An 18,992-nucleotide genomic window follows, 5' to 3' on the forward strand; every position below is an offset into this window, starting at 1 on the left:
ATATTGTTTATGACGCTGTACTATGCAGTTTAATTATGAGTAACAGCAAAAAAGACATGATCCAGATCTGGATCATGCCTCACAAGAGCGATATAATTCATGGCATTTCATATTTATATAGTGAAAATGTTAACCCTTGTTACAGGGTTCAATGCATACTGGAGCAGGAATTTCGAGCTCGTACCCCGTAGGTGTAAGCCGCCCGTTTTCACTGTCTATTTTGAAGGAAACCAGATTGTCACTGTCCTGGTTTGCTGCGATCAGCAATCCACCCTCCAGCAGATTGAAGTTTCTCGGCGTCTTGCCCTCTGTACCCACACACTCTACTGCGGTAAGCTCACCACTCTCCTCATTAATATGGAACAGTGCGATTGAATCATCACCACGGTTGGATACATAGAGGAAACGACCGCAGGAGGATATGCGAATATCCGCACCTGTATTTTCTGACTGTTCTGTTTCATCCCGTGTTGAGATATGATGCGTGATCTGGAACTCTCCACGATTCTTGTTGAAGGTTAGCGCCGTAACCGTATTGTTCAGCTCATTAACGACATAAGCAAATTTCTCATTAGGATGGATCACCAAATGTCTCGGACCAGAACCGGCGGGCAGCTTCAGCTCATAATGGGTTGACAGCTTACCCTCCTGCATGCGGTACACAATGATCTGATCCAGCCCAAGGTCACACACGATAGCATACTCACCTGCCGGATCCGGTACGATGGAATGCGCATGCGGTCCCTCCTGCCGATCTTCACGGAAGCCCTTGCCTACATGCTCAATCTTCGCAGACATCTCCACAGGAGTGGAGGATTCATCCAGCTTATATACACTTACACTTCCACTTGAATAGTTAGCTACCAGCACATAGCTGCCGCTCTGATCCACCGAAACATAGCAAGGGTCAGCACCTTCGGTCGGTTTGCGGTCCAGCAGATGCAGCTCACTCGTCGACGGATCTATTTTATAAGTAAACAGTTCCCCTTCACCTGTCTCGCTCACCGCATACAATACTTCTCCATTCGGATGCAGCGCAAGGAAGGAGGGGCGCTCGATTCCCGATGCCTGGTTCACGATTCGCATTTCTCCGCTTTCCTTGTTCACGGCCACCAAATAAATGCCAGGGTCTGCTGCCGCAGAATAAGTCCCCGTATAGAAACAAACCTCGTCTGATTTCTTCGCTTGTGGGTTCATCATCGATCGCTCCTTATATTCAGATCATCACTGGATAGACTACTGGAATTGATATTAATCTATTAACCACAAATGACTTCCATCCCTTCAAAAACAAGGCGGTTTACAAAAATTTCACGAATAGACTATTGCTCTGAAATGCATTTCATAACTTAAGATACATATGTAAAAGCTATGGTCAGCTGTAATCATAGACATAACTCGTAAGGAGGAGATAAAATATGATACACGAAAAATTACCGCCCTTCCCCGCGGACTTTCTCTGGGGCTCTGCTTCTGCTGCCTATCAGATTGAAGGCGCTTGGAATGAAGACGGCAAAGGACCTTCCGTATGGGATCTATATACCAAAATTCCAGGCACCACATACAAGGAGACCAATGGGGATATCGCTGTAGACCACTATCACAGATACAAGGAAGACGTACAGCTTATGGCTGAGATGGGTCTTAAATCGTACCGATTCTCGGTCAGCTGGCCAAGAATTTATCCGCATGGCACAGGTGAAGTCAACGAAGCCGGGCTCGCATTCTACGACAGGCTGATTGATGAGCTGGTCGCCCATAGCATTGAACCCGTGCTGACCCTGTATCATTGGGATGTGCCGCAGGCACTTCAAGACCGGTACGGCGGCTGGGAATCACGTGAAATTATTGAAGATTTCAACCAGTACTGCATCACCTTGTACAAAAGATTCGGAGACCGCGTAAAATACTGGGTGTCCCTCAATGAACAGAATCATAATACCAATCATGCGTACATGCTTGGCATGCATCCACCCGCGGTCAAGGACCGCAAACGCTTCTATGAGGCCAACCACATTATGTTCCTTGCGAATGCGCAGGCCATCGCCTCCTTCCGCAAGCATGTGCCTGACGGCAAGATTGGACCCAGCTTTGCCTATACTCCTTCCTATCCGGCTTCCAGCTCACCAGAAGACATGCTGGCATATGAGAATGCAGAGGAGTTCACAAGCTATTGGTGGCTTGATGTCTATTGCCGGGGTGAATATCCCAGCATTCCTTACCGCCACTTGAAACAGCAGGGACTCGCTCCTGTGTTTGAGGATGGAGATCAGGAGCTGCTGAAGCAGGGGATGCCTGATTTTGTCGGTGTCAATTATTATCAGACCATTACGTACGAGCATAATCCGCTTCATGGGGGTGTCTCTTCAGGCAAAATGAACAATACCGGCAAGAAGGGCAGCAATGAATCAACCGGAATTCCAGGTCTATATAAGACAGCGAACAATCCTCATGTTGAAAAATCGAACTGGGACTGGAATATTGATCCCATCGGTCTTCGTATCGGTATGCGCAGGATTACGAGCCGCTATGATCTCCCCATCTTTATTACGGAGAATGGTTTAGGTGAGTTCGACAAGCTCGAGCCAGGGGACCAGATTCATGATGAGTACCGGATCGCCTACCTTAAGTCCCATCTTCATCAGTGCAAGCAGGCGATTGCTGACGGGGTGGAGCTGATTGGCTATTGCAGCTGGTCCTTCACGGATCTGCTCAGCTGGCTGAACGGCTATCAGAAGAGGTACGGCTTCGTCTACGTCAACCAGGATGAGGAAGGCGGCAAGGATCTTCGCCGCATCAGGAAAGACAGCTACTTCTGGTACCAGGATGTTATTAAGACGAACGGAGAAAACATCTAGGTTGTTTGGATTTGGATCCTCTGAAATTTCTGGATTCACTAGATTCCCTATGTGTTCTATATGCAACAACGCTTCTTCTTAGCCCCTTAGCCCCTTCCAAAGGGGCTTTTTTGTGCAAGCATTTCGTGATTAACAGTGTACAAGGGTATAATGTCGTTAGATCAGGAGGTGTAACGTTTAAATGGCCAATGTTAAATCCATTGCCAAGCTCGCTGGCGTATCTGTAACTACCGTGTCCCGCGTGCTGAACAATCATCCATACGTCAATGAAGCAACTCGCCAGAAAGTACAGCACATTATGGAGAAGGAAGGATACAGGCCGAATTCGAGTGCGGTGCATTTGATTAAAGGTCATACAGATCGTGTCGGGGTCATCGTCCCGAACAATCATCCCTATTTTCAAGCGATATTGTCAGGCGTTATGGATGAAGCTGCTAAATCCGGCTATGGAACGCTGCTATACCAATCTCGGTATGAGACACAAGAAGAGCATAAAGCACTTCAGCTGCTATCCACTAAACAGATTGACGGTCTCCTCTTCTGCTCCCGTGCACTTGAGCTTGAAGCTATTGCCGCTTACGCCAAGTATGGCCCGATCGTTACTTGTGAGTATACAGAGAATGAGCAAATTGCGGCTGTCTATACCGATCATTATGAAGCCTTTCAAAAGGGAATACAGTACCTGATTCAGCACGGTCATAGGGCCATCGGTTATTGCGTGGGTCGGCCTGACAGTGCAAGCAGCCAGGCCAGGTATCTCGCTTATAAGACCCTGCTTCATGAGCAGGGAGAAGTCTTGCATCCGGAATGGATCTTCACCGATTGCACAGAGATTAAAGACGGTATCCGTGTCATTGATACCCTCATGAAGATGGAGGAACGCCCCACCGCCCTGCTCGTTACAGGCGATGAAGCGGCAGCCGGTGTCATCCTGAGAGCTCAAGCCCTCGGGCTTCGCATTCCCGAGGATCTTGCCATTATCGGCTTCGACAATCTCCCAATCTCCGAGGCACTTGGTCTTACGACCATTGACCAGCATCTGCAGGAGATCGGAAGAGAAGCCTTTCGCACGTTCTATAACAGCAGGAATGTGGAAGTGAAGGACAATGCGCCTAGTTCAAAGACCGTCATTCCTTTTGAATTAGTTGAAAGATCCAGTGTCTAATCGCGGTAGCTTCATAGCGTCTAATCCTGTGGATTTATAATGAGGGGAACTGAAATACGACCTTCCAGCGGATCATAATTCGCTAGGTTATTGTCCGCACTCCGTTGATCCTGGTCCAGTATTGAGAAGTAAAATGTAAGCGGCTGTTCATAATCTAGATCAGCAATGTTCATTCTGACATTGTCGACTTCAAATATGTTATCTATCGCTGGATACACCTGACCTGCCGCATCCGTATAATAATCCGAAATCTCATATTGAATTCCTTCCCAAGCAGGAAAGTAGATCGTATGATATGGACCATCTGTATGCCCTGCATAGGTGACCCCGTAGGATTCAGGCTCCATTCCTTTAGGATACTGGACAAGATTAAGATTATTTAGATCAATAACAAAAGGAGTCTCCAAGCTGAACAGCTCCTCATCCAAGGTAAGCTGGAGTTCTTCATATGAATCCTCGTAATAGATGGATGGAAAGATCAGGTCGTCCCCTGCAATCTCCACTACTCTGCTTCCGGACCTCGAATTCTCTCTTACTCGGTCCAGACGAACATTCTTCAGACTCTCTATCCCTTTCTCATTGTGAATATCAGGCCCCATCTTCACCCGCGTGTAGTCTGAGCTGATTGTCAGCCCGGTAATATGGTAGGTCTGGCCTTCAATCGTAAAGCTCTCATCAATCTCGATCTCTTTGGCCGGCTGCTCGACCTCATGAGGATAGTCTGTTTCCAACATGACGGTATGCGCCTCATCCCCCTGTACCTCAACTTCGAACTGGAGCAAGGCTCCTTCCGTAGAAACCGTGGGATTGGTTCGAACAAACGTAACAAAACCTTTCTCAGCCTTCTCTGTCTCTTCGAGAACCATCTGATTCTGCAAATAACCTAACAGCAGCAAAGTCGAGCGCTCCAAAATGGATCCATCCACGATCGAAGTGGAGACCTCGGGCTCTCTCTTTTCCAGCGTATACATTAACAATGTTTCTCTCCCATAATCGATCGCTCCGTCAATGATCAGCCGGGATCCATCATCTAATTTCATTGCATATCCGAGCTTCTTGTAATCACCATCCGCAACCCGTGATCTGTAATCCCCATCGCTGCTCGCAGTACTATAGATTAAGCTCTCGTCCGGAACGACCCTTGTGCCGGAAAGATTAAGAGACGCGTGGGTCTCCTTTTCGCGGAAAGGATTAAGCACAATGATAGCAAGGACAACTACACCAAGCGATACACCAAGGGTCCAAGCCCATATCTTCTTGTTCCTGTGCCTCGGGAGGACACCTTGCCCAGCATGGAGCAGTCCCTTCTGTACTGCTGCGTCTGCATCGTTACTCATTTCCACTGAGCTCAAGTATTCTTTTTCCTTGGAAAAATGTTTGCGGATAAAAGACGAGACCGCTGTAGTTTCACCTTCCCCCATCTCTTTGGCCACAGCATTCAGCATCTCATCAAGCCGTCTAGAAGTCGTCTTCTCCGTTCTTGATATGTATTTTGCTATCTCTGCTATAGGTTGTTCTGCAATATAATTCAGCAGGAATACGACACTGTGTTCAAAGCTCATCTGGCTGATAAGTGTCTCCATCAAGTCGGCTCGGTTGCTGCGCATTACTTGAACATGCTCACCCGCTACAGCCGAGTCACCCAGCTTATTTGAGCTAGGTGTAAGATCATCAGGTTCCCCCACTGCAGCGGATGGTTCTATTGCAGCATCAGCTCCACCTGCCCTCCTCAACCTTTTGGCATGGAGCATCATATTATGAAACAAGGCAGTCACGAGATCCTCTCGCTGCTTCCCTGCTTTGACCTGATGCCAGGTGATGGACACCGTGGCCGATACGAGTGCATCCGCGGTGCTCCTGCTTCGAGAGATAGCGTAGGCCACGATAAACAAACTTGCAGCATGACGCTTCAACAGGTGCTCATAAGCATCGAAATCCCCACTAAACGCCATTTTCTCTAAATCCCGATCATTCATCTCATCAAAACTTTGCACCGTATCACCTCTTTTTCCAAATCGGATCAAAGCCTGGGGGTGTCTGCCCTTATTTTTTTACCAAGGTTAGGCTAATGCTACTACGGTTGTCTAAGCGAGGATATATATCTTTTTGCTATGGCGCTTAATTAGCTCCTCATATGCTTCAAAATCACCTTGGCATGCAGCGATCGACAATTCGGAATCCTTAAGATCAGTATAGGTTCTCATAGGTCCATCTCTTTTCAATTATTGTTTAATAGAATCAATTTCATAATACCTTTAGCCGCTTAAATCAAGGGTATATATAGTTTCAAGTTCACCGTTTTAATGTTTTATGAAATTGATTCATAAGAGAGGAATATTTAATGTCTCCTCGTCTACTTTTTCGTAAACTACAGGAATCGTAATCGGCTGAGGATAATCCGCATCCTGAATGTAGTACGTGCGCCATTCTCCCTCATAACCTGTTCCGCTGGAAGCATAATAATTGCCCTCCGCATCATAAAAGTCAAATACCAGCTGTGCATTCGGTACACCCTCTAAAGAGGACAACACCTCTTCGTTGATGTATCCCGCATCCTTAAAGTACAGCTTAATCTCAGAACCATCACCTGAGCGCTTCATTTTAAAATCTCCATTGAAATGATCTGGATAACCAACTAATTTCCCCTCATCCAAATCTACTTTAAACTCTTCGGTTATGGTTACAAGTCCAACATCCTTCACCAGAGATAATCCACTGTAATCAAGATAATGCACTGGAGGATATATCAGCGTCGTTCGCCCTTCTGCGTCAGTCTCGTAGTTCATCAACTGTCCATTCAAACCCAAGTAACTCTGATCATTATTACTAAGCCTCAGCCTCAAGCTGTGTAGTAGTGCTGCATCCTCCTCGTGCCTTGATTCTGATTCAATCACAATCTTGGTATAGTTCTCGGCAAGCTCGGCCTGCTTGATCATAAAAGAACGATTATTCAGTTGAAATACCTGGTTGACTGTAATCAGCTCAGGCTTCTGTGATGGCACGGATGGAACCGTAAGGCTTAGAGAGATTACTGACTCCGGACGCTCCGCATCTGCCGCATTAAAGATGACAACCCATTCCTCCGGGACTGTCTGATGGACGATATCATGCCGGCTATCGAATACCATCATCCCTTGTATGGTGGAAGGACTCTCCGTTTGTACAATCTTATTTCCCGTTCGAGTCCATATCGTTTCACCCGAATTAAAGCTGTCGCTCCCATACATATAGCCGCTAAACTTATCCGGCATCTCTTGCCCGTTCTTCACAGTTAAGGTATACCAGATCATGGTCGATTCGCCTTGTGTCATCATTCCATCAATAATCAGCTTAAGTCCGTTCTGTTCAACCACATAGCCGAGATATTGAGCTTCCCCCTCCTGCAGCCTTCTTTCGGCAACGCGATCCGAGCTTACGGTGCTCAGCCAATAGCGGTCATCCGGCACGACTCGGGTTCCCGCCCGGTCAAGGGGCTCATGGATCCCCTTCTCTCCCCAAGGGTTAAGGCCAACTACGAGTATGATTATTGTAATACCGATCACCAAAACTCCTGCTGCACCCCATGTTCTCATTAGCCGCTTGGAGAATCTGCCAGCCCTAGCATCGGTTAAACCTTGTTGAAGTGCGTCTTCCAAATTTTCATGCTCGTGTACATATACGATCTTTCGATCCTTCTCGAAAAAGGTATTAAGAAATGACGATGATTCATTCATCATCTGCTTGGCTTGCTGTAAACTGGCGGCAGCCCGCATCTCCCCTATTCCCGTATAATCTCCGAATTCGGCAGGCGTTTTGCCTAATATGTATGAGGCTAGTAACATCGTACGTTCTTCAAACGACAGACTATTCATTTTTTGTAACAGCAAACGGTCGGTATCCCTTATCATTTGGGATGTAGTCTCGTCTTGCGTCGTCGATCGAGAGGGAGATATCTTATTCCAAGCAGCAGCTCTATATTGCATCCTCGCAGTACTGTACATCGTTTGAAATAGGAGCTCTACAAGCTGAGCCTTGTCCTTAGGTTTATTGCGCTGATACCAGCTCTTCGAAATCGATTCTATGAGTAAACGTCGCCTATCCTGTCCTTTTCTGCTGTATATATAAGACCACGCATAGAGCTCCTTGCCATAACGCCGAACCAGCTCCTCATACGCTTCAAAATCACCCTGGCATGCAGCGATCGACAATTCGGAATCCTCCATCTGTACGTATAAGTCCATGCCTGATCTCATAAGGTCACCCCTTAATTAAAATTGCAAGATAGCGGCTGCTTCCATTGTATATTAAAATCCATTTTAAGGTAAAATAATCCTTCTGAGTACTATTAATGGAAACAAAAAAAGACCCGGTACCCGACCGGATCTTTCATAAACCATAGACTTAGGTTAAATCTCTATTCTTCCATTTATCCTCCAGACGATGCTTCACTTCTGCAAGGGTAATGCTGTCCAGGTATTGTTCCACCACATGCTCTCCATCATGATATATGGTACCCATGACTTCCTTAATATTAGAAGATACCATGCAGCTGGAGTCCTCATCCCCCGAACGCCAATGAGGCCCAAAGGATCCTAACGCAAACAAGCGATACAAATCACCAAGTCTCACTTCTTCCGGCTTACTGTTCAGCATATAACCGCCGTGAGCCCCTTCCTTCGTCATTACATACTGATGCTTGCGCAGCACACTAAGCACTTTCCGTACTCTGGCAGGATGCGTAGATACACTCTCTGCAATGTCCTCACTATTTGCGATGCGTCCTTCACGGATACCCAAAAACAACAGGCAATGCACTGCAATCGTGAACTCACTGTTCATTACCCTGACCTCCTGTATTAGCGCTCAAAGCTTCCTGTCTCCCGTACTTTATCAATTAGTTATGCCCTGAAATCGTCTATTAATCTCGGACTCATCATTCATATACATCTTCAGTTAAGATAAACGTACTTCCTAGCAACTGTTATTCTATTGATAACAGTTTTGTTTGTCAAGTTTACATCCAATCCAAAACTTACAAAAGAAAGAGTCCACAGATTCTTCTGTATAGACTCTTCTTTGTCATTTTCATATATATTAAACCCGCTTACTCTCAATATCAGACAAAATGGTCTTCATCAAGGGAATATAAATCTGCCAGTAAAAAGCATTTGGACTGGAATCCGAAATAAAGGTACCGACAAACTGATCCCAGCCTTTATATTGAACCATCAATGGCGAGACCGTTCGTTCTGCAAAATCACCCGCAAAGTAATAAGATTGATGCGAATTCTGCTCATACTGAATAATGGCCGGGAACTGTGCAGGAACCCCTGCCCTTCTCAGCTTCTCCGAACCGGAGCTTGTTAATTCGAGCTTGTAATCGGCTACAGTCTCCGTGCCTGGCTTGGGAGTGACAACCTCGAACCATTGATGATAGCGAGCTGATCTTTCGACATTGTATTTATCACTGTTTTCTTTGGAAAAAGAGATGGACATGCCCGGCTCCCTTAGATCTTGTCTGCCCAGCACAATGACCTCCCCTTCATGATGAACGAGTACCATCCCTATGCCGCTGTAAGACCATTCCTTGCCGGTCTGTCCTGTATACTTCTCCATGATATGGAGGGGCACTTCTGTTGATAAATCCTCATAAAATTTCCCGGCCCAGCCCTTCCATTCCACGCCCAGCAGCTTCTGCAGCTGCCTGCTAACGGATTCTGCCGTCGGGGCTGCCAGTACACTGTGTTCAGCAATGATTGTTGTTCCTGTCATAGCAGCAGCCTGAATTTTTTGGACATCTGTCAAATTCATTCCGCCATACACCAATCGCTCGACATGTTCCTCCCTTTCTTCCTTCGAACGTACAGATTCATAGATGCCATAGGAGTCTGCAAGATAGATCAGATCAGTCCCGCGAAGCGTAGCAGGTAAACGCCTCATCCGTTCATCTCCGGCTTTGTGAGGATGATATCCATAATAAGATTCATCATATGCGTACCCCGCTCCATTCTGATCCACTACCTTCTGCTGATTGAGCAGCCAGGTCAGGCCTTTATGCTCACGGTATGTAATGTCCGGAACCGTTTTATCTATAATGACAACATCAATAACCCGGCTCGGCGCCGCTCTCCATTGAATCCAGGGGAAAGTGAGAAGCAGCAATACACCAACCAAAAACGCAAGTCCTGCTTTGAGCTTCCATTCCCTTGGTCTCACTTCTCTCCCCCCTTTATTTAAAAAATATTTATATACACAGAGATTTATTTCATAAAAATATAGAAGCACACTCCTAGTATATGACCTGTTTCCGCAAATTGGAAGATAAGTTCTTGATCATTCGATAATCTTCTACAAATTCCTACAACAACGAACTATCGATCCGATGAACTCTTCATATTTCACCGGATATACTTACAGTATTTCTAAGAATTTATGATATACTAAGGAAAAATGATTTCCAATTAGAGAGAGGTCCTATTCGTGGCTATTAACTCCTCATTTCTTCAGATCGCCGCAACGGTCGGCATGATCTTTATTGCTGTGAGTGCTATCTTTATTCGTATGAAGGCAGCTAATCGGCCAATCAACAAGAAAAGAATCATTATCCCTCCGCTCGGTATGAGCACGGGATTTCTTATGTTTGTTGTTCCGGAGACGCATATTCCGTGGCTGTGGGCACTCATCGCGTTTTTGGTCGGCTGGTTTATTTTCTCGTATCCGCTGATCAAGAGCACCAAGTTTGAAGTTAGAGACGGAGAGGTCTTTGTTACCAGCTCCAAGAGCTTCATGTTCATTCTGGTCGGTCTTCTGATCGTCAGACTAGTGCTGCATGAAGTCGTTTATCAGTATATTACTGTCGTACAGACCGGAGCCGTCTTCTTCATTCTAGCCTTCGGTATGCTGCTCCACTGGAGACTATATATGCTGAAGCATTACAACGAAACTTATGGGTCGGCATTTGAATCTTCAGCCAAACAGTAACGAATGTCTGTATACATCGTGATATAATTAGCTTCGTTCAAAGCCGACTCAAAATATACAAAAAAGCTCAGTACAAGGGATGAAATTCTCCTGCTTGTACTGAGCTTTTTTTAGAAGTATGCTCCCTCGAAATAATAAAGAGCAGCATCCCTTCCTATGGAGGATAGAAGGAATCCTGCTCTCTATACTGCGGCCGTATGGCCTTGAATGATCTTAGAACAGCAAGCGTCCCTGCTGCAGGTCATTCCTGTTATTGCTCGGTTAGAATAACCGGGCCGTCTGCTGTAATGGCAATGGTATGTTCGTACTGTGCAGACAATTCGCCGTCCTGTGTACGGGCTGTCCATCCGTCACTGTCCAGCTTGCTGCGGAAGGTACCGACATTCAGCATCGGCTCAATCGTAATGACCATGCCTTCCTTCAGACGCGGTCCGCGTCCGGCTGGTCCGTAATGAGGCACTTGGGGCTCTTCATGCATATCCTGACCGATCCCATGCCCAATGAATTCCCGAACGACCGAGAATCCTTCGCCCTCGGCATACACCTGGATCGCATTGGAAATATCCCCGATCCGGTTGCCAATAACCGCTTTTTCAATCCCCTTGTACAGGGATTCTTTGGTCACATCCAGCAGCTTCTGTGCCTGCTCGGATACATTGCCGACCGCATAAGACCAAGCGGAATCCGCCAGCCAGCCATCCAGATTAACGACCATATCCACCGTTACGATATCCCCGTCCTTCAGCGCGTATTTTCCAGGGAACCCATGGCAGATTACGTCATTTACTGAAGCGCAGGTAGCATACGGATAACCGTTGTAGCCCTTTTGCTCTGGAGTCGCTCCATGCTTCTTCATGAAGCTCTCTGCAAATGCATCAATCTCTTGGGTCTGAATGCCAGGGCGAATGAGCCCGGCAATCTCTCTATGGCAAGCAGCGAGAATCTCGCCAGCCTTCTTCATATACTGTATTTCATCTTTGCTCTTCAAAATAATCATTTATGGCTCTCCTTGTCGCTAGTATCAATCACTCCTTTCTATTGTAACTCTAATACTGTAAAAATAAAAACAAATTCCTATGCTTTAGGCGGTCCTGTATCCTGATTCGTCACTTTTTGATGCAGGGTGGCGTAAATGAATTTTCGCATCATCACGCCTCCCTCCTACTCTTTGGGAGCAATCCGAACAGCATCCTCAGTGAGTGTCCCCTCTGCTTGGGCTTTGGCTTCTGATTACGCCCCTGATAGCTTCGCAAATTTGTGATCAGCTGACGGTCGCGATCCTCATCCAGCTTCTCCTTAATCCATAAGCGCTGTTCTTCTACCTGCTCCTGCAGCTGTTCATTCTGCTTCATCAGCTTCGTTTGTTCACGCTCAAGCTCAGCCATGCGTTCCTGCAGAATTTGCCATTCCGAATTGAGCTGCTTAACTTGCTCCTGCTCTACTCCTGCCTTCTGAAGCACCTTCTCCTGCTCAATGAGGGGTGCATGTGCACCTGTCTGTTGTTGATCCGAGCCATCCTTGGCCGCCGCAGCCATCTCATGATTCAGTTCCATAACGAGCACGGCTGCATCATTCAGCGGCAGGTTCTGCTCTCTCATCAAATTCATCATTTCCTTAATCCGCTCTATTTCAAGCGTTCCGAACAGTCTCGATTTATTCGCAGCCCGTTCAAAACGATGTCCATGCTCCTCCAGCGCAGCCGCGTATTTGCGGAGTGTGCTTGCGCCGATCCCCAGTTCCTTAGCCGTTTCCGTCGTAGCTCCTGCTTCATTCATATTCAAATGCATATTCATTATCATTCCCTCCCGAATTTTTTAGGGTCTAATAAATCATTAACGTATGCCGACAGTTATCAAACCTCATACCATGCACTTGCCCGTTAAGAAACAGCGCTATTTCTTCCGCTTGATCAGGGCGGACAGAGCGAAATAGTTGTCTGTGAGATAAGCAATTCGCCTCTCTGCCCTGCAATTCCTTTGGCATATTTCTTCTAAGAATGTGGTATCGTAAGAAGTTTTGTCAGGGTGAAATTACGACAGGTTCGACAGATTCTGTAGATTTATTAAGAAATATCGAGCAGCAGTTTCATCACACGTCACTTATTTGTAATAAATGTTCACTTGATTCTCTGGGTAATCCGAATTTCCATTGCTGTTTAGGAGAAAATTATGTTATCTTATGTAACGTTGAATAGACATATGCATACAATACATTTATAGATGATAGACCGATAACGATATGGAGACAGGGGGCAAGCAGGTTATGCGAAACCGAACAGGAAAAGTGGCGATTGTTGGAGCGGGGCTTGTCGGATCAAGCGCAGCTTATTCCATGATTAATCAGGCGATCGCTGGAGAAATCATGCTCATTGGCCGAACATATGAGAAGGCTCTCGGGCAAGCGCTCGACTTGTCCCACAGCATGGATTTTACGTATCAGCGCACCAAGGTCCATGCCGGAACATATGCGGACTGCAAGGACATGGATGTCATTGTCCTGACCGCAGGAGCCAATGTCAAACCAGGTCAGACCCGGCTTGATATTCTGAGTGAAGCAGAGATTATAACGAAAGATATCGTTCAGCCTATTATGGAAAGCGGCTTTAACGGTGTATTTGTCGTAGCGGCGAATCCGGTAGATATTATTACGTATCTGGTATGGAAGCTGTCAGGACTGCCGCGGAATCAGGTCATCGGCACAGGCACATCCATCGATTCTTCGCGGCTCAAGACCATTCTGTCGGAAGTGTTCTCCATTGATCCGCGCAGTGTTCACGGCTATGCGCTCGGCGAGCATGGAGAATCTCAATTTGTCGCCTGGTCTCATGTCACGATTGGAGGAAAGCCGATCCTGCACATTCTTGAGCAGCATAAAGAAAGATTCAAGACACTGGATCTTGAGGATATTGCACGAAAGACCCGAGATGCGGGCTGGGAGATCTTCACCCGCAAAGGCTCTACCCAATTTGGCATCGGCAGCGCCATCGCTTTTATTACCCGTTCCATTCTAACAGATGATCATAAGATTATAGCGGTGTCCGCAATTCTTGACGGTGAGTACGGCGAGAGTGACTTGTGCATCGGGGTGCCAGCCATTATTGGCAGCGACGGAATTAAGGAGCTGCTGGAATTAAACCTAAGCCAGGAAGAAATGGTCAAGTTCAAGCACTCTTGCCACATTCTTAGAAACAACATCAACAACTTAACGATCGACGATATCGCAATGCGCTGATGCCCTCGATTTGAAGCGGTGAAGAGACTTATCAAATATGAATACAGGGCTGCCTCTCCATTGTTTCATAGCGGGAGCAGCCCTGTTTGGGTATTCAGCTTATCATCAATTCATTTCTGTATTCATATCAGAAGCGGATCCAAATCTCTTCCAGGAATTCCAGCAGCGCTTGGAGGAGCACACCACCGTAGAGTCAGATTTCCTTCTGTCTAAAGTACATCGCGCCAAGGAGTATAAACAGAAGCGCACTCCCGAGTACTACAGGCAATATGGTCGACAACGGTACCATAAACGCCCCGAAACTGAATTCTTCTCTCGGCATCATCAGCAGGAAGGGCTGCGCCCACGGATAATACGGTGCAATGTCGCTGGAGTTCACGATCAGCAGGTTTGGTATCGTCAACATAAAATTAATGCCGAGCGGCGCACCAAAGCTGCTCCACATCAAGGAGACGAGCAGCTGCAGCGCTGCCAGAGGCAGTGCAGCGATCCACCCTGCTCCTATACTCTGGAGTAGCATTCCCCAAGGAATATCGTTACCCATTCCATGATAAGCTCCTGCCGCAAGCAAACTGAGCAATAGAAGCAGCTGGATGATCAGGATTAACAACATAATCACCGTCAGCTTGGCTGCATAGAAGGTGAAACGGCTTACCGGCAGTACCAATACCTGCTTCCATCCACCCGCCGCATGCTCAAATCTGCAGATAAAAGAAGCGAATACCCCTGTGAAAATAGGTAGAAACAGCATCGCATGAAAGGTTGCCTGGGAAGCCATTAGATCCCAATAGCTGACTGGCTCCGCAATAAATCCTAGCAGCAGAGCAATGGCTGGACTGACGAGCACCAGCAGCCAAACCCACGATTTCATGATTTTAAGTCTTTCCGCAGATAATAGACGAAAGTATGCACTCATGGTCAGGCCACCTCCTTTTTACCGAATAACGACATTCCGGCTAGAAGCAGTACTGCCCCAAGACCTAGTCCAAACAAAGCCAGCATCTCTCCATCTGGCAGCATAATACTGAACATTGGCCAGGAGAGCGGCACAAATTCGGGAAGCTGGGCACTAAACAAGCCCATGATGGCAAGTGTAATCCCGATGGTCACAGACAAGGCCTGATTCTCATACGTCATCGTCAGCATAAACAGTAATGCAATCATCGGCGAAGACGCCGCAAGCGGAAGGAAGCATAGCTTCAGCAGCTCCAGCCAGGGAATATGCATATTGAATCCAAGGGACAGTCCAAGCAGAACGATGCCGATATACAGCAGTGCACAAGAGCACAATAGCAGCAGAAAAATGACTGAAAACTTGGAACAATACACCTTCCATCTGGATACGGGAAGAGCAAGCAGCTGCTTCCAGGAGCCCTGCTGATACTCTATCCCTGCCAGCATGGAGCTCAGGATGGTAGCGCCAAGAAGAATGGCAAGCGGCACAAAAGGTTCAAAATTGTAGAGTAGTCCATCCCACATCCCCTCTTCACCGTACAATCCCTGTAAATAATCCAGACGAAGTCCGAAATTAAGGGCATTCATCGCAACCAGACCAATGGGAGCCAGAAAGACGAGAAACCACAAGCCTTTTTTACGTATCTTGAGAAGATCACTATGAAACAGCCGCATCATCATTTAACGACCCCTCCAACCACTTCTAGGAAGAAGTCCTCCAGCGACTGCCTATGCTCCTCAACCCGGTATATGCTGTGATCCTGCTCCACCAATCGGCGGACCAGCGCGGCAATGAGATGATCGTCCATATGGTTAAACGTAAGCCTCGCTCCTTCGACTTGACCCCATTGTCCCAGCTCTCTGGCAATTTGCAGAGCAGCTTCAGCATCAGATACGGTGAGACGAATCGTGCTTCCAGCTTCCTGGTGCAGCCGCTCAATCGTATTCTGAAATACGAGCTGTCCTTCGCGAATAATACCGACGGTGCTTGCCATCTGCTCCACTTCGCTAAGCAAGTGGCTGGAGACAAGTACGGTAATGCCGTATTCCTGCGGCATTCGTTTGATGAGCTCACGAATCTCCTGAATTCCTGAAGGATCAAGACCATTTGTCGGTTCATCCAGGATGAGCAGCTCAGGATTACCAAGCAGCGCATTTGCAATACCGAGCCTCTGCTTCATTCCGAGAGAGTACCCCTTCACCGGCCGCTTGGCATCCTTCGTCAGATCGACAATACGCAGTACTTCGTCGATTCTCGATTTCGGTACATCCAGCAGGAGACGGCTTGTCTCCAAATTTTGAATAGCATTCAAATGGCCATAGTAGGATGGATACTCGACCAGGGAACCCACCTTCCGGAGAATTTCCATCCGGTGGTTACGGATATCCTTGCCGAAGATACGGATATATCCCTTCGTCGGTTTAATAAGACCGAGCAGCATCCGAATCATCGTTGTTTTTCCAGCGCCGTTCGGTCCCAGGAAGCCGTAAATTTCACCTTTCTTTATTTGCAAGCTGAGCTCTTTGACCGCTGCCTTGCCGCGGTATGTCTTCCACACATCAGCTGTTTCAATCATCCATTCATTCATTTGTTTATCACCTCGGGAACTATCATAACGCTCCCGGTTTAAGGTGAGGTAGGCACGAAGTTTAAGTTTTGTTTAAATTGTACTTATCACGGGGATCGCGGAAGCGGGGCCCAATCGTGATGCTTGTCCCCCGTGCAGAGCTTTCTGCCTCCCGCGAGAGCTCCATTCCTTCAAGCAGCAGATCCACGATTCGAAGTCCGATTCCTGCACCAGCTGATGCAGAATCTCCGCTTATGCCAGGTCCATGATCCTCAATCACAATGCAAGTCTCCCCAAGATGCTGTGCTGTTGCAACTCTCACATACCTGCCTGATTTGGCATGACGCATTATATTCTGAAACAGATTGTCCAGTACGCGGCGGAAGCCTTGAATATCCACATTCCATATCAATGGCTGCTCGCTGAGCTCAATATCGATGGTAAATTCAGCGGATTCCCATAATGGATACCAAGCTGCTGTGCTCTCTCTTACAATGCGGACGACATCCGCTTGCTGCAGCTTCATCGTATACTTTCCGCTCGACAGTAAGTTATAGGACAGCAGGTTGTCGATCAGTCCCCCCAGGTCGTCAATCTTCCCCTCAATTCGGTGGAGCGATTCCTGTCCAATTGCTGTGAGCGGCTCTTTATGAAGCGCATGCAGATGCCCGCGCACGACAGTCAGCGGCGTTCCTAGATCATGCGACAGGTCAGCGATCAAATTTTTACGCAGCTGCTCCTCCTCCTGCTGTCTCCCCCTGCTGTCTCTCAGCTGATGCACCATCCCATTGAATGACTTCTCGAGCTGTCCAATTTCGTCGGGCTGTCTGACTTCTACCGGCAGCGGAATACCGTCAGCGCCAGGCGTCGATACCGCGACCTCAAGCCTTGTCAGTCGCTTGCTGATGCGCCGGAAGAATGACCAGGAAATGAGCATAAACAGCCCTAAAATGATGATCATAGCGAGCGTGTTATAGATGGCCCAGCCTCCCGTGTCAGAAGAGCGGCTCAGCACATCCCTTGGCAGCGCGAGGGATATAAATCCTTCACCCAGATCCTCCTGCCCGCCTCCGATAAAGGCTACGACAGTATAGACTTCCGTGTTGCCTTGTGCATTCTTCATATATTCCACAGCATCAGAAGGCTTCCAGCGGGACTGAACCTGCAGGGTGTCCGGCTTCTTGAAGCTGGTCATACCCGTATCATCCACCCAAAGAATCGTCGATTCCTTATAATGCTCGCCAAGCTCTGCCAGCCTCGACCTAACGCTGTCCTCCGGCAATCCGCTGAGCTTCTTCGCTTCTTCATGCCAGTCCGTTTCGATCTGAATGGAGCTGCCGTAAGGCAGATTATCGTCCTTAGCCGAATGGACAAAAGGATACAGAACACCGAAGAGAAGCCCTGTTGACATAAAGGCAATCGGCAGGAACACCATCGCAATAATGACGATCAGCAGATAACGCGACATCAGTGAATTTTTAAAATGAATTCTCCCATTGCGTTGGCGAAGCCCCCGTTTGTTCTCCTCGCCTTCTCTTAGGTCTTGTCTCATCCTATATCTCATGCCTTCACCCGGTAGCCTACACCCCTGATCGTCTCAATAATTTGGGGTTCAGCGGGATCCTGCTCCAGCTTCTCTCGCAGATGACGAATATGGACCATAAGCGTCTTGTCTCCTTCCATATAAGGCTCACCCCATACGGATTCATAGATCTGCTCTTTTGTTTTGATCTGTCCCAGATGTCTCAGCAAGTAATTAAAAATATGAAACTGCTTGCCGGTGAGCACGATTTCTTCATTCGCTGACGTATCGATGATTCGCTGTTCGTCCATATAGACATTCAGATGATGGAGCACGATATGCTCTAAACGGGGCAGCGCCTGGCCATTCCGCCGAAGCAGCACCTCTACTCTGGCTGCCAGCTCATCCGGATGAAAGGGCTTGGTCAAATAATCATCAGCAAATTCGAGTCCCTGCAGCTTGTCATCAATGGACGTACGTGCAGAGAGCATCAAGATTGGCAGCTCCGGAAGCTCCTTCTTAAGCCGCTGGCCAACCGTGAAGCCATCAAGTCCGGGCAGCATGACATCGAGAATGGCCAGATGCGCTTCACGTGCCATGGAGACAGCCTTCTCTCCGCTCTTTAACCAGAGCACATCATAACCCCGGTCCTCAAGATCGGCCCTTACCAAATTCCCAATTTCGATATCATCCTCAATATAGAGCAGTGTTGTCATTCCAGTAACACCTCATTT

Annotated in this window: 16 protein-coding genes; 4 read left to right on the top strand and 12 right to left on the bottom strand. The window is 47.4% G+C overall.

Annotated features, from left to right (window positions below):
* Positions 1-129: 129 nt before the first annotated feature.
* Positions 130-1,200, bottom strand: a complete 1,071-nt coding sequence (locus tag BLW49_RS17130) for a lactonase family protein (RefSeq protein WP_256209802.1) — start codon at positions 1,198-1,200, stop codon at positions 130-132.
* 218 nt (positions 1,201-1,418) lie between these two features.
* Here BLW49_RS17130 and BLW49_RS17135 point away from each other — a divergent pair, with 218 nt between their 5' ends.
* Together BLW49_RS17135 and BLW49_RS17140 are read left to right on the top strand one after the other, a co-directional pair.
* On the top strand, positions 1,419-2,858 hold the full coding sequence (locus BLW49_RS17135; protein WP_090725772.1) for a glycoside hydrolase family 1 protein: 1,440 nt from the start codon (positions 1,419-1,421) through the stop codon (positions 2,856-2,858).
* A gap of 181 nt (positions 2,859-3,039) precedes the next feature.
* Positions 3,040-4,023, top strand: coding sequence for a LacI family DNA-binding transcriptional regulator (locus tag BLW49_RS17140; protein WP_090725775.1), 984 nt, complete (start codon positions 3,040-3,042; stop codon positions 4,021-4,023).
* Between the two features lie 20 nt (positions 4,024-4,043).
* On the opposite strand, the gene BLW49_RS17145 is transcribed toward BLW49_RS17140, so the two are convergent.
* The 4 genes from BLW49_RS17145 to BLW49_RS17160 all read right to left on the bottom strand — a co-directional run bounded on the left by BLW49_RS17145 (position 4,044) and on the right by BLW49_RS17160 (position 10,218).
* Positions 4,044-6,017, bottom strand: a complete 1,974-nt coding sequence (locus BLW49_RS17145) for an RNA polymerase sigma factor (RefSeq protein WP_090725777.1) — start codon at positions 6,015-6,017, stop codon at positions 4,044-4,046.
* Positions 6,018-6,344: 327 nt separating this feature from the next.
* Positions 6,345-8,255, bottom strand: coding sequence for a sigma-70 family RNA polymerase sigma factor (locus BLW49_RS17150; protein WP_090725778.1), 1,911 nt, complete (start codon positions 8,253-8,255; stop codon positions 6,345-6,347).
* Positions 8,256-8,403: 148 nt separating this feature from the next.
* Complete coding sequence (locus BLW49_RS17155; protein ID WP_076314832.1) at positions 8,404-8,841, bottom strand: RrF2 family transcriptional regulator; 438 nt, start codon at positions 8,839-8,841, stop codon at positions 8,404-8,406.
* 255 nt (positions 8,842-9,096) lie between these two features.
* Entirely contained in the window at positions 9,097-10,218 is a 1,122-nt protein-coding gene (locus BLW49_RS17160; RefSeq protein ID WP_076314833.1) for a hypothetical protein, read from the bottom strand.
* Positions 10,219-10,482: 264 nt separating this feature from the next.
* Between BLW49_RS17160 and BLW49_RS17165 the strand changes: the two genes are divergently transcribed.
* On the top strand, positions 10,483-10,983 hold the full coding sequence (locus tag BLW49_RS17165) for a CcdC family protein (RefSeq protein ID WP_256209803.1): 501 nt from the start codon (positions 10,483-10,485) through the stop codon (positions 10,981-10,983).
* Positions 10,984-11,233: 250 nt separating this feature from the next.
* On the opposite strand, the gene map is transcribed toward BLW49_RS17165, so the two are convergent.
* Entirely contained in the window at positions 11,234-11,980 is a 747-nt protein-coding gene (map, locus tag BLW49_RS17170; protein WP_076314834.1) for a type I methionyl aminopeptidase, read from the bottom strand.
* Between the two features lie 151 nt (positions 11,981-12,131).
* Entirely contained in the window at positions 12,132-12,776 is a 645-nt protein-coding gene (locus BLW49_RS17175) for a hypothetical protein (protein WP_090725780.1), read from the bottom strand.
* Positions 12,777-13,245: 469 nt separating this feature from the next.
* Here BLW49_RS17175 and BLW49_RS17180 point away from each other — a divergent pair, with 469 nt between their 5' ends.
* A complete protein-coding gene (locus BLW49_RS17180; RefSeq protein ID WP_076314836.1) occupies positions 13,246-14,214 on the top strand; it encodes an L-lactate dehydrogenase in 969 nt (322 codons plus the stop codon).
* A gap of 193 nt (positions 14,215-14,407) precedes the next feature.
* Here the strand turns inward: BLW49_RS17180 and BLW49_RS17185 are convergent, their stop codons facing one another.
* The 5 genes from BLW49_RS17185 to BLW49_RS17205 form a co-directional block, all read right to left on the bottom strand.
* On the bottom strand, positions 14,408-15,130 hold the full coding sequence (locus tag BLW49_RS17185; protein WP_076314837.1) for an ABC transporter permease: 723 nt from the start codon (positions 15,128-15,130) through the stop codon (positions 14,408-14,410).
* Positions 15,131-15,132: 2 nt separating this feature from the next.
* A complete protein-coding gene (locus BLW49_RS17190) occupies positions 15,133-15,849 on the bottom strand; it encodes an ABC transporter permease (protein WP_076314838.1) in 717 nt (238 codons plus the stop codon).
* On the bottom strand, positions 15,846-16,757 hold the full coding sequence (locus tag BLW49_RS17195; RefSeq protein ID WP_076314839.1) for an ABC transporter ATP-binding protein: 912 nt from the start codon (positions 16,755-16,757) through the stop codon (positions 15,846-15,848). Before BLW49_RS17195 ends, BLW49_RS17190 begins: the two co-directional genes overlap by 4 nt.
* A gap of 61 nt (positions 16,758-16,818) precedes the next feature.
* Entirely contained in the window at positions 16,819-18,288 is a 1,470-nt protein-coding gene (locus BLW49_RS17200; RefSeq protein WP_256209804.1) for a HAMP domain-containing sensor histidine kinase, read from the bottom strand.
* 8 nt (positions 18,289-18,296) lie between these two features.
* Positions 18,297-18,974, bottom strand: coding sequence for a response regulator transcription factor (locus BLW49_RS17205; RefSeq protein ID WP_076314840.1), 678 nt, complete (start codon positions 18,972-18,974; stop codon positions 18,297-18,299).
* Between the last annotated feature and the right edge of the window lie 18 nt (positions 18,975-18,992).

The sequence above is a fragment of the Paenibacillus sp. PDC88 genome, from assembly GCF_900106725.1.
Classification (GTDB): Bacteria; Bacillota; Bacilli; order Paenibacillales; family Paenibacillaceae; genus Paenibacillus; species Paenibacillus shunpengii.

Bases quoted from the DNA above. Each gene is read 5' to 3' on its own strand.
- BLW49_RS17130 (WP_256209802.1), bottom strand. From the start codon at position 1,200: ATGATGAACCCACAAGCGAAGAAATCAGACGAGGTTTGTTTCTATACG.
- BLW49_RS17135 (WP_090725772.1), top strand. From the start codon at position 1,419: ATGATACACGAAAAATTACCGCCCTTCCCCGCGGACTTTCTCTGGGGC.
- BLW49_RS17140 (WP_090725775.1), top strand. From the start codon at position 3,040: ATGGCCAATGTTAAATCCATTGCCAAGCTCGCTGGCGTATCTGTAACT.
- BLW49_RS17150 (WP_090725778.1), bottom strand. From the start codon at position 8,255: ATGAGATCAGGCATGGACTTATACGTACAGATGGAGGATTCCGAATTG.
- BLW49_RS17155 (WP_076314832.1), bottom strand. From the start codon at position 8,841: ATGAACAGTGAGTTCACGATTGCAGTGCATTGCCTGTTGTTTTTGGGT.
- map (WP_076314834.1), bottom strand. From the start codon at position 11,980: ATGATTATTTTGAAGAGCAAAGATGAAATACAGTATATGAAGAAGGCT.
- BLW49_RS17175 (WP_090725780.1), bottom strand. From the start codon at position 12,776: ATGAATATGCATTTGAATATGAATGAAGCAGGAGCTACGACGGAAACG.
- BLW49_RS17180 (WP_076314836.1), top strand. From the start codon at position 13,246: ATGCGAAACCGAACAGGAAAAGTGGCGATTGTTGGAGCGGGGCTTGTC.
- BLW49_RS17185 (WP_076314837.1), bottom strand. From the start codon at position 15,130: ATGAGTGCATACTTTCGTCTATTATCTGCGGAAAGACTTAAAATCATG.
- BLW49_RS17190 (WP_076314838.1), bottom strand. From the start codon at position 15,849: ATGATGATGCGGCTGTTTCATAGTGATCTTCTCAAGATACGTAAAAAA.
- BLW49_RS17195 (WP_076314839.1), bottom strand. From the start codon at position 16,757: ATGAATGAATGGATGATTGAAACAGCTGATGTGTGGAAGACATACCGC.
- BLW49_RS17200 (WP_256209804.1), bottom strand. From the start codon at position 18,288: ATGAGACAAGACCTAAGAGAAGGCGAGGAGAACAAACGGGGGCTTCGC.
- BLW49_RS17205 (WP_076314840.1), bottom strand. From the start codon at position 18,974: ATGACAACACTGCTCTATATTGAGGATGATATCGAAATTGGGAATTTG.